The sequence below is a fragment of the Streptomyces sp. NPDC007808 genome (assembly GCF_042868655.1).
In the GTDB taxonomy this organism is placed as follows: Bacteria; Actinomycetota; Actinomycetes; order Streptomycetales; family Streptomycetaceae; genus Streptomyces.
In genome coordinates, this window is the sequence record NZ_JBIAEQ010000005.1 from 168,837 (window position 1) to 179,453 (window position 10,617).

The 10,617-nt window shown below is 70.0% G+C and carries 8 protein-coding genes; 1 reads left to right on the forward strand and 7 read right to left on the reverse strand.

Going from position 1 to position 10,617, the window contains the following annotated elements; genetic code table 11:
* The first annotated feature begins 149 nt into the window (after nt 1–149).
* Nucleotides 150–1,400 (forward strand): YncE family protein, encoded by a 1,251-nt coding sequence (locus ACFYNL_RS19940; RefSeq protein ID WP_388805019.1) that lies wholly within the window; start codon nt 150–152, stop codon nt 1,398–1,400.
* Between the two features lie 108 nt (nt 1,401–1,508).
* On the opposite strand, the gene ACFYNL_RS19945 is transcribed toward ACFYNL_RS19940, so the two are convergent.
* The 7 genes from ACFYNL_RS19945 to ACFYNL_RS19975 form a co-directional block, all read right to left on the reverse strand.
* Nucleotides 1,509–3,371 (reverse strand): cellulase family glycosylhydrolase, encoded by a 1,863-nt coding sequence (locus ACFYNL_RS19945; RefSeq protein WP_388805022.1) that lies wholly within the window; start codon nt 3,369–3,371, stop codon nt 1,509–1,511.
* Nucleotides 3,372–3,444: 73 nt separating this feature from the next.
* Nucleotides 3,445–5,469: a GTP-binding protein gene (locus ACFYNL_RS19950; protein ID WP_388805025.1), complete on the reverse strand. Its 2,025-nt coding sequence runs from the start codon at nt 5,467–5,469 to the stop codon at nt 3,445–3,447.
* A gap of 235 nt (nt 5,470–5,704) precedes the next feature.
* The gene (locus tag ACFYNL_RS19955) at nt 5,705–5,974 is read right to left on the reverse strand and encodes a ferredoxin family protein (protein WP_388805028.1); all 270 of its coding nucleotides are present in this window, start codon (nt 5,972–5,974) and stop codon (nt 5,705–5,707) included.
* An 89-nt stretch (nt 5,975–6,063) separates the two neighbouring features.
* Nucleotides 6,064–7,305, reverse strand: coding sequence for an NAD(P)/FAD-dependent oxidoreductase (locus ACFYNL_RS19960; protein ID WP_388805031.1), 1,242 nt, complete (start codon nt 7,303–7,305; stop codon nt 6,064–6,066).
* Between the two features lie 46 nt (nt 7,306–7,351).
* On the reverse strand, nt 7,352–8,302 hold the full coding sequence (locus ACFYNL_RS19965; RefSeq protein WP_388805034.1) for a DUF1702 family protein: 951 nt from the start codon (nt 8,300–8,302) through the stop codon (nt 7,352–7,354).
* On the reverse strand, nt 8,299–9,306 hold the full coding sequence (locus ACFYNL_RS19970; protein ID WP_388805037.1) for a DUF1702 family protein: 1,008 nt from the start codon (nt 9,304–9,306) through the stop codon (nt 8,299–8,301). The genes ACFYNL_RS19965 and ACFYNL_RS19970 overlap by 4 nt, the downstream gene beginning before the upstream one ends.
* Nucleotides 9,303–10,613, reverse strand: a complete 1,311-nt coding sequence (locus ACFYNL_RS19975) for a cation:proton antiporter (RefSeq protein WP_388805040.1) — start codon at nt 10,611–10,613, stop codon at nt 9,303–9,305. Before ACFYNL_RS19975 ends, ACFYNL_RS19970 begins: the two co-directional genes overlap by 4 nt.
* Nucleotides 10,614–10,617: the final 4 nt, after the last annotated feature.

Genomic DNA, 10,617 nt, shown 5'->3' on the forward strand with positions numbered 1-10,617 from the left:
CAATTTTGTCGTGTCCGCGGTCTTGTGGAGAAGGGCACCCCATCCTTACTTTTCAGTAAGTTGATTCTGAAAGCAATGGTGTTCAGATTCTCCCTTCTGCTTTGGCATGCCCAGTTCATGAGACCCCACCTCAGAGGAAGAGAGCAGTCATGCCTGCCATCCGACCCAGGCACCTGTGCTCCGTAGCCGCCGCCCTCGCCCTGACCGTCGCAGCCGCTCCTGCCGCCACAGCAGCCGACTCCTCCGCAGCCGCCCTGCGCGAGGTGCTGTTCGTCGGCAACAACTGGGACGGGACGGCCGATGTCCTCAAGTCTTCCGGCGACTTCGCGAAGATCGGCCGTATCGACGTCATCCCCGACAAGGACGAGAGGATGGCGGCGATCAACGCCGACCCGATCAAGTGGATCTACTTCATGGCGATCCGCAACAGCGTCGGGGAGGGCCACGACCAGTTCGTCGACGACATGTACTCCACCCCGGACGGCAGCGCGATGGTCGTCTCCCGGCCGAGCTTCGCCGACGTGGTCTCCATCGACCTCTCCACCGGAGACCTCAACTGGCGCTTCCCCGTGTCCGGTTACCGCGCCGACCACATGGCGGTCTCTCCCGACGGCAAGCGGGTCGCGGTCTCGGCCTCGACCTCCAACACCGTGCATGTGCTGGACATCGACACCGGCAAGGAACTGGGCAGGTTCGCCACCGGCGACAAGCCGCACGAGAACATCTTCACCCAGGACGGCAAGTACATCTACAACATGGCGATCGGCGACGTGAACACGCAGACCGACGCCCCCTGGCTGGACTGGACGAAGGGCGACCGGCGCGTCACCGTCGTCGACGCGTCCACGTACAAGCAGGTCAAGGTCATCGACATGCGCCCGCGCCTGGACGCCCTCGGCCTGAAGGACCACTCCGACGCGGTCCGGCCCGCCGTGTTCTCGCCCGACGAGTCGAAGCTGTACTTCCAGGTGTCGTTCTTCAACGGGTTCTTCGAGTACGACCTCGCCACCGACAAGATCACCCGCACCAAGACCCTGCCGAAGAACCCGGCGACCAGCGACGACCGCACCACCTTCGTCAACGACTCGCGCCACCACGGTATGTCGATGAGTCCCGACGGAAGCAAGCTGTGCGTGGCGGGCACGATGGACGACTACGCCACCGTGGTCGACCGCGCCACCCTCCAGGAGGGCCCGCTCGTCACCGCCTCCAAGCCCTACTGGGCCACGGTCAGCGGTGACGGCAGGTCCTGCGTGGTCTCCGAGAGCGGCACCGACCAGGTCACCGCCATCGACTTCGCCACCGGTCGCAAGCAGGTGTCGGTTCCGGTGGGCGACCACCCGCAGCGGGTGCGGCTGGCCCGGGTGCCGGCCGGCTGGACCGGCCCGTCCGCGGGCTGATCAGCCCAGGGCCTTCAGGGACCTGCCCCACGGAGTAGCCCGTTGACTCACCTGCCCTTGCGTCGGGCCCCGGCGTGCGGCCTGACGCAAGGGCAGGGGCGAACGGGGCTACTTGCCGATCGTTCGCGCGGCCCACGCGGTGAGCTCGGACCGCGCGGCCTCCAGGCGATCGGCCGACGGGGCGCTCGCCCCGTTCGTCACCAGCGCGTAGTGCAGGGCGCCGGAGTCGGTGTCGGTGAGCAGCAGCCGACGGCTTCCCGTGCCGCCCGGTTCGGCGGCCACGCCGACCGGTGTCGCCGCGGTGTAGGACGGCGGCGCGTGCACGGTCGCCAGGTCGGAGACCACCGTGGTGGACCCGGTCGGGAAGGACGCCGGAAGATGCAGCTCGGTGGGCGCGGAGCCGTCGTTCGAACGCCACACCAGCAGCGCGTACTGACCCGTTGCCACCAGCCGCGCCACGTTCGGCAGGGAGCTGGGAACCGGGTTCCAGGTCAGGGTCGTGCCGCCGTCCCGGGAGCGGTCCTCGTAGGTGAAGGCGACCGTGGTGCCGGACGTGGCGCTCGGGTAGACCCGGTCGAGCAGCCGGGCGTCCTGGCGCAGGACCGGCGTTCCGGAGTCGTCGAGGCGTACGGCGGACAGGTCCTCGTCGTTCCAGGCGTCGCCGGCGGTGAGGACCTTGTCGGGGTTGCCGTTCATCAGCTCGCGGTGGCGTCCGTTGTAGATGTCCCACTGCCACTGCGAACCGGAGAGCACCGGGCCGGAGCCGGTCGGCTTCGACCACCAACTCGCGCCGGGCACACGGGAGTCGAGGGCCTGGTACATCGCCTTGAGCACGGTGGGCGCCTTGTCGGAGACCGGCCCGGCGAGCGGGTGGCCGAACTCGCTGACGATCGCCGGTGTCCGGGCCGCCGTGGCGCGGTCGCGGAGGGCGCCGAAGTCGCCGGCGTACTGGCCGTCGGCGGCCTTGCCCCACATGAAGACGCCGGAGATGGCCTTCTGGTCGTAGAAGTGGGTGTTGAAGACGTACCGCGGCCCGAGCGGGCCCGCGTCGAGCAGTCCGCCCTCCTGCCGCTGGAAGTCGAGGTTGGCGTTCCAGAACAGGTTCGGCTCGGCGAACAGCGGCTTGTCCTGCCACCCGGCCGCGTCCATGCGGGCCCTGAACCTCTCGTAGAAAGGCCACAGGACGTCGCGTTCCCAGGTGCGGCTGGTCTGGCCGGAGTCGTAGCGGCCGGCGTGCGGTTCGTTGTAGGGGTCGAAGCCGACGACGCCCGCGAACTGCGCGGCGGACGTGTGCTGCTCGACATACGCCATCACCTTCTCGGCGGTGGTGAGGAACGCGTCCTGCAGGCCGTGCTCGTTGTGCCAGAAGTCGTACGACGCCTGCTTCACGGCCTCGTTCTGGGTGATGTTCTGGCCCCAGAAGAGGCAGATACCGCAGGACTCGTCCGGGTAGTCGCCGGCGTCCACGGCCCACTTGGGGGCGCCGTCGCCGGTGTACCAGCTGTCGGGGTCGAACAGGTGGCGGGAGTAGAGGTCCTGGTGGAAGTCGGGGTAGACGCGGATGCCCGCGTCCAGGAAGGCGCGGATCTGGGCGGTGGCGGCGGCCAGATACGCGGTGTCCACCTTGCCGCGCTCGGGTTCCGCGTACGCCCAGGAGAGCAGGAAGCGGATCGAGTTGCCGCCGCCGAGGGCGCGCAGCGCGGTGGCGGACTTCTTCGCGTCGGCCACCGAGGCGAACGGCAGACCGCCGTTCTCGGCCAGCTTGGTCTCACCGGAGACGTTGTAGCCGCGCAGCACGACCTCGCGGCCGTGGCCGTCGGTGAAACGGCCGTTCTGCACGGTGAGGGGCGTTTCGTCGAACCAGAGGGAGCCGGGGAGGGGGGCGGCGGTGGCGGGAGAGGGGCCCGCCACCGTCAGGGATCCGAAGAGGACGACCAGGACGACGAGCAGACGCGTCCGTAAGTTCCGCATGTCCACTACAGTCCGGCGATTTCAGGACACAGTCAACACCGCTGACTCTTGAGTAAGTTCTGGCTCGGCCGTCTCAACCGCTCACTCTGCGCGTCAGGTTGAGCAGGTACTCCTTCCGGTTCAGCGGATTGAGGTCGGTACGGCGGCGCTCCGGGACCGTGCCGCGCGGGGCGGGCGCGTAGTGGTCGAAGGCGCTCTCCAGCTCCCCCTCGCCGCGGGTCAGCCCGGGCAGCTGCTGCTCCAACTCGTGCACATGGGCCGCGGGCACCGAGCCCTCCAGTACGCAGGAGGTGCCCCGCGTCTCGGTGCTCTGCGGCACCGCGCGCAGCCTCGCCAGCACCGGCAGCAGGGCCGCCAGGGTGTCGACCGGGGCCTGGACGCGGAACCGGTGCAGGGGCTCGTGGACCTCGGTGCCGGCCCGTCGCAGGGCCTCGACCAGGACCAGCGGGGTCAGCCCGCGGAAGTCGTAGCCGGTGCTGGACATGCTCTTGTCGAAGCCCTGATGGGCGTGGCTCTGGCGGGGCGCGTAGCCGGAGTGGGTCATGGTCACCGTGCAGTCGGGGATCTGCCAGCCGTGCAGTCCCTGGCCGAGGGTCTCGCGCACGGTGTCCTCGACGGCCTTGAAGAAGGCGTACGGCATCGAGCCCAGCTCCACCTCCAGCCGGAAGTCCACGCCGGACCCCGCCGGCGCCGGGTCGACGCGCAGGCCGACCGTCGCGAGGAAGGGGTTGTCGTCCTTCTTCTTGAACTCGACCGCCGCACCCGAGCCGACCGGCCGCTCGACGCACAGCGGAGTCGTCCCCTGGAAGGTGACGTCCAGCCCGAACTCGTCGGCGAGGGTGGCCTGGATGACCTCCTTCTGCACCTCGCCGTAGAGGGAGACGAAGGTCTCCTGCCGGATCTCGTCGTGACGCAGGTCGATCAGCGGGTCCTGTTCGGCGAGCCGGGTGAGGGCGCGGTGCAGCGCCCGCCGGTCCGTGCCGGCGGCCGGGACGACGACCGTTTCGAGGGTGGGCGGGGCGAAGAACTGCCCGAGGGCCTTGCGCGGTTCGCCGATCGGGTCGCCGATCCTGATGTCCGTCAGCCCCCACAGTTTGGCGATCCGCCCTGCGGGGACGGCGTCGCAGCGGACGTCCGTGCCCCGGTCGAAGACGCTGATGGCGGTGATCCGGCCCTCGGCGCGGACGTCGCCGGGTCCGTCGGTGCGAGCGGACGCCTGAGCGGTTCGCGGTCCGCCCTGCGTGCCGAAGGGGATGCGGTCACGGGTGCGCAGCGTCCCGGAGAACATCCGGGCGTACGCGACCTTCTCCCCCGCCGGCCCCCGCTCGACCTTGAAGACGGTGGCGGAGAGCGGCCCTTCCGGGTCGTCGTCGGCCGCGGGCAGCAACTGCCTGACGCCCTCGACGAGCGCTCCGACGCCGGCGCCGGTGACGGCTGAGCCGAAGTACACGGGGTGGACGAGGGCCCGCCGCGTCTGGTCGGCGAGGGCTGCGTGCAGGCGGTCTCGCGACACCGTGCCGTCGACGTACGCCGCCACCAGTTCGTCGTCGTGGTCGGCGAGGACGTCGAGTGCCGACGGTCCGAGACCGGGGACGAAGCGGGCGTCGCGGGTGCCCAGGCCCTCGGCCGTGCCCATCGGTACGACATCCGCCGTCAGCCGCTCGGCCACGGCCGCGAGGACGGCGTCGTACCGCGCGCCGCGCCGGTCGATCTTGTTGACGAAGACCAGGGTGGGGATGCGCAGCCGCTGCAGCGTGCGCATCAGGATCCGGGTCTGCGGCTGGACCCCCTCGACGGCCGAGACGACCAGCACGGCACCGTCCAGCACACCTAGGACCCGCTCGACCTCGGCGATGAAGTCCGGGTGGCCGGGGGTGTCGATGAGGTTGACGGTCACGTCGTCGAGCGCGAACGAGACGACGGCGGACTTGATGGTGATGCCGCGCTGCCGCTCCAGCGCGAGGGAGTCGGTCTGTGTGCTCCCGGCGTCGACGCTGCCGATCTCGTCGATCACGCCCGCGGTGTGCAGCAGGCGTTCGGTCAGGCTGGTCTTACCGGCGTCGACATGGGCGAGGATCCCGAGGTTGAGCATGTGCACGAAGCGTCATGTCCTTCGATGAGGGGGTCGTTCCTTCCTGGGGGGACATGAACGCAGTGCGCATTACCGCTCCTGTGTGTGTGACGACGGGTCTCTTCGAGTTCAGCAGGACCGCCCCCGCACGGGCAACGGATTTTCCCGAGGGCACCACCTCGACGCCGGCTCCCACCGCCCGCGCCGAGCCGGGCGACATCGTCGCCATCCCTGACTCGGCGCGCTCCTGTGCGGCAGGGCGTCAGGCCGTGCGGGCCGCGAAGAAGTCGCGGTTCACGGCGATCGACCGCTCCGACTCCTGCGGGACGTCCTCCTCGGGGTAGATCGCTTCCACCGGGCAGACCGGTTCACAGGCACTGCAGTCGATGCACTCGGTCGGATCGATGTAGAGCTGCTCGTGCTTCCCGAAGGACGGCTCGCCCGGGCCGGGATGGATCGCGTCGGCGGGGCACGCCTCCCAGCAGGCGGTGTCCTTGGTGCCGACGCAGGCTTCGGTGATCACATAGGTCATGGGAACCTCCGGCTTGGAAGGGATGGGCCGCACCGCGTCCGGGCCGCGACCCCGTCGGTCGACGGAGCGACTGCGTCCGCCGCGCCGGGTCAGGGCCCGGCAGGTACGTCCGCAGCGCTGAGTCCCATGAGCGCGGACAGGTTCTGCGGGGAGAAGAACTCCGCCCAGGGGACGGTGTTCTGGATGACTCCGAAGAACCGGTTGACGGCGTCCTGGTTGCCGCGCATCGCGGCGAGCACGTCCTGGAACGCGGGATCGAACGGCTCCATCGCGGCGTGGTCCACGATGAAGTCGTACAGGGGCTTGAGTGCCTCGTTGCGGCGGTACTCGTAGGTGCGCAAGGCGGTTTCGAGAGGCATGCGTCCGCTGAACCCGGCGTCGAGGGCCTGCGCCAGCAGCTCGGCGTCCCGGAACGCGTCGGTGATGCCCTGAGCGGTGATCGGGTCCTTGTGGACGCCCGCGTCCCCGACCAGGGCCCAGCCGGGCCCGAAGGGCTTGCGGAAGAAGTTCGGGCGATTGCCCGCTCCCATGAACCGGTGTGCCAGGCGCCCGGTCTCCAGGCGTGCCCCCAGTCCGGGAGCGATGTCGTCGACCGTCTTCAGGTACCGGGCGTGCACATCCGCCCTGAAATCGGCGAAGTCGCGCTCGGGCCGCTCGACGAACACGGCGGCCTGATCGTCATGGGTCGGGAACGCGATGACGGTGCCCCCGGGGCGGGTGTAGAACTCCAGGCCCATGAGTTCCACGTCGTCCCAGTAGGTGTAGTAGCCGAAGGCCTTGGCCGGAACCACGTGGTACTCGGGCGCCGAGACGGTCTGGGCCACGATCGACCGCAGGCCGTCCGCGCCGACCACCATCCGGGCCCGCTCGGTGATGGTGGTGCCGCTGGCGCCGCGTCCCCGCACCCCGACGACGGTGCCCTGCTCGACGAGTACCTCCTGTACGGAGAATCCTTCGCGAACGACGGCGCCGGCCGCCGCCGCGGCATCCACCAGGATCTTGTCGAGGACGGTGCGCTTGGGGGCGTAGATGGCGGCGAATCCGTCCTCGTCCGGATAGGGGAAGCCCTCCAGGGTGAAGTGGCCGTACCTGTCGAAGCACAGGTCGAGGACGATGTTCGTCACGGCCGGGCAGCGGGACGCCTCGATCTGGCCGAGCAGCCCCCAGCGCCGGAGCTGGGCGCTGCCCGCAACAGTGATCATGTGAGTGGAGACGGTGTCGCTGGGGAAGGTGGCCCGGTCCAGCAGGAGCACGCGGTACCCCTTCCTGGCGAGCAGCATGGCGGTGGGTGCGCCGGACACGCGGGCACCGATCACGATGGCGTCGTACACGGCCGAATCCCTTTCCTCGTGCTTCGTCGGGGCGTGCGCGGGTCGTTCACCGGGGTCGCCCGGCAGGGCGCCGGGCCGCGAACCCGTCCTCGATGCGCCGGCGCCAGATCTCGTAGCGGGGTTCCACGCTGATCACAGGGAGATCGCGGGCCGCTTCCTCGACGACGTCGGCCGCCTCGGCGGCGGACGCTTCGCAGAAGACCCGGCAGGCGAGATCCGTGTGCGCGGCCGGGTTGCCCGCGATGCGGCGTCCCCACGCCGCCGTCGCCGCACCCCGGGCCAGTTGTGGCCGGAAGGCGCGGGCCTGGGCGAGGACCGAGCGCAGCGCGGCCTCGTCCACGCCACCGCCGTACGCCGATGCCAGGCCCACGCCGCTCCACAGGTCCGCGTGCCGCTCCGGTCGGAACCCGGCGACGAGACCCGTGACCCGGTCGACCACCCCGCCGCTGGAGAACCACAGCGCGCGGCCCACTCCCTGATCGAAGAACCGGCGCCCGTACTCGGTCAGTCGGGTCGGTACGGCATGCCGCTCGACGTAGCGCCGGCGTTTGAAGAAGGCCTCGTGGAATCCGTAGCCGTCGGCCGTCACCCAGCCCAGCAGCGGGTCGAGGTGCGCGAGCCGGCTCTCCGGGGTCCGCCTCAGGCGGGCGTAGGCGAGTCCCGCACCGACGTAGACCGGGTACACATGGCGGGCGCCCGGCCCCGCGACGAAGGCGTCGAGCCGTCGCCTCCAGGGCGCCACGGCGTCCAGGGCGGCCAGCCCCATGCCCGCGCCCTCGTAGGCGAACCCCTGCAGCGAGGGTTCGACGGCGTCCAGACGCGAGGCGAGCGCGGGGAGCCCGGGGTCCTCCAGAGCCGCGTGGTAGCCCTCCATGAGGGAGGTCGCCACCGGGGCGAACCGTTCCCATGCCTCGGGGGCGAACCCCGGCCGGGAGAACACCGCTTCGGCGGACGGGATGCCGAACAGCCGCCTGCGGACGGCTCCGAGAGTGGTCATGCGCCGGCTCCTCTCACGTCGGGGGCGGTTGTCGCGGTGCCGAGCCAGGCGGTCCGGATCTTCTGCCGCCACCGCTCATAGGCGGGCCGGGGGTCCCAGCGGTCGTCGGCCCCCGGCCGTTCCAGGCGTCGGCCGGCCTCGTGGGCGACGGCGGCCACCGCCTCACCTCCCCTGCCCCACACGGCCTCGCAGGCCAGGTCGGTGTGGGGGGCGGGCAGCCCGGACTGCTCACGGAAGATCGACGCGACCGCGGTGCCCGTGGCGAGGTCGGCCCCGTGTTCACCGGCCGCTTCCAGGAGTGTGACGACGGCTTTGCGGTCCATGACACCCGCGGCGTAGGCGCAGGCCAGACCGATGCCGCTCCAGACGTCCCCCTGCCGCCGGGACGGGAAGGAGTTCACCGTGTCGATGATCCGTTCGACGTTCGCGCCGGTCGAGAACCACAGGCTGCGGCCCAGTCCCTGGTCGAAGGCGCGCGAAGCGTATCCGTGGATCCGGCGCGGGACCCGGTGCCGCTCGACCGTGTCACGCCAGGAGAAGAAGCCCTCGTAGAAGCCGTAGCCGTCCATCACCAGCCAGCGCAGGAACGGATCCTGACGGGCGAGGAAGCGCTCGGGGCGGACGGGGACGCGCGGCAGGACGAGTCCCGCGCCGATGAGGACCAGGCACCGGTAGGGGGCGCCGGGCCCGTGGACGAACGCAGGCAGCCGCTTGGTGTACGGGGCGATGCTGTCGAGCAGCATCAGCCCCATGCCGGCGCCCTCGTAGGCGATCCCCCGCAGTTCGGGCGGCGTGGCGTCCAGCCGCGGGACCAGGTCCTCGTGCCGGGGGTGGTTCATGGTCAGGTAGAAGCTGTCCACCAGGGTGCGAGCGACCGGCTCGAACATGAGCCAGGTCTTGTCCATGTCCTCCTGAGCGCCGAAACGTTCAGCCGCCATCTTGGGGAAGGCGTCGGCGGACAGCGGGAAGAACGGCTTGAGCAGGGAGCCCAGTGGCAGGCTCATCGTGACCCCCCTCCCGCCTCGGCGAGGCTGGCGGCGGTCTCCTCCGGGGTCCCGGCCACGGGAGTCGGCTGCGTACGGAACCGGCCGTAGACGAGCTCGAACAGCGGAGTGGCCATGAGCGTGGTCGCGATGGCCATGAAGACCAGGATGGTGAACAGGGTCGGGGTGATCAGTCCGGCCTGGAGGCCGATGTTGAGCAGGATGAGCTCCATGAGGCCCCGCGCGTTCATCAGGCTTCCCAGGGCCAGTGCCTCGCGCTGCGGTTCCTTGTTGAGCCGGGCCGCGAACCAGCAGGCGACGCCCTTGCCCAGGACGGACACCAGCAGGATGAGCAGCGCCACTCCCCACAGCGTGATGCTGTTGACGAGGCCGATCTCGGTGTTCAGGCCGGAGAACACGAAGAACAGCGGCAGCAGCAGGTGCACGGTCAGCGGCTCGAAGGCCCGCCGTACACGCTCGGCGAACACACCGCGGGGCATCGCGGCACCGAGGATGAAGGCTCCGAACACCGCGTAGATCCCGACGTAGTCGGTGAACCACGCCGCCAGCATGAGCAGCATAAGCACCAGCGCCAGGACGGGCGAGCTGACGCCGCCCTCCCGCTCGGCCCTGGTCCCCAGCCGGCTCAGCAGCCGCCTGCCCACGGTGAGCACGAAGACGGCGTAGACGATGCCACCGCCGATGGCCAGGAAGGCGATCTGCATGTCGTTCTTGAACACGGCCAGCACGACGGCGAGCAGGCACCAGGAGATGGCGTCGTCCGTGGCCCCGGCCGCCAGGGCGAGGGTGCCCAGCGAGGTACCGGTGAGACGGCGCTCGAAGATGATGCGGGCGAGCATCGGAAAGGCGGTGATGGCGATGGCCGAGCCCATGAACAGCATGGCCTGCCACGACTTGACGCCTTCGGTGAAGAACTTCCCGTCGTCCTGGATGAGCAGCATCGCGGTCAGCGCGCCGAGTGCGAGCGGTGCGAAGACCCCGGACAGGGAGATCGACACGGCGCTCGGCACCCGGTGCCGGATCAGACCGGTGTCGAACTCCAGGCCGACCAGGAACATGTACAGCACCAGTCCGACCTGGGCGACCACGTAGATCATGGTCATGGACGGGCCGGTGGGGAACAGTTTGTCCTGCCACTCGGGCATCAACAGGCCCAGCAGGGACGGCCCGAGCAGGACGCCGGCGATCATCTCGCCCACGACCTGCGGCTGGCCCATCCTGCGGACGAGCAGGCCGACCACGCGGCAGGCCGCGAGGATGGCGGTCAGTTGCAGAAAGAAGAGGATGGCGATTTCCGAGTTGGACACGGGG

Bases quoted from the DNA above. Each gene is read 5' to 3' on its own strand.
- ACFYNL_RS19940 (WP_388805019.1), top strand. From the start codon at position 150: ATGCCTGCCATCCGACCCAGGCACCTGTGCTCCGTAGCCGCCGCCCTC.
- ACFYNL_RS19945 (WP_388805022.1), bottom strand. From the start codon at position 3,371: ATGCGGAACTTACGGACGCGTCTGCTCGTCGTCCTGGTCGTCCTCTTC.
- ACFYNL_RS19955 (WP_388805028.1), bottom strand. From the start codon at position 5,974: ATGACCTATGTGATCACCGAAGCCTGCGTCGGCACCAAGGACACCGCC.
- ACFYNL_RS19965 (WP_388805034.1), bottom strand. From the start codon at position 8,302: ATGACCACTCTCGGAGCCGTCCGCAGGCGGCTGTTCGGCATCCCGTCC.
- ACFYNL_RS19970 (WP_388805037.1), bottom strand. From the start codon at position 9,306: ATGAGCCTGCCACTGGGCTCCCTGCTCAAGCCGTTCTTCCCGCTGTCC.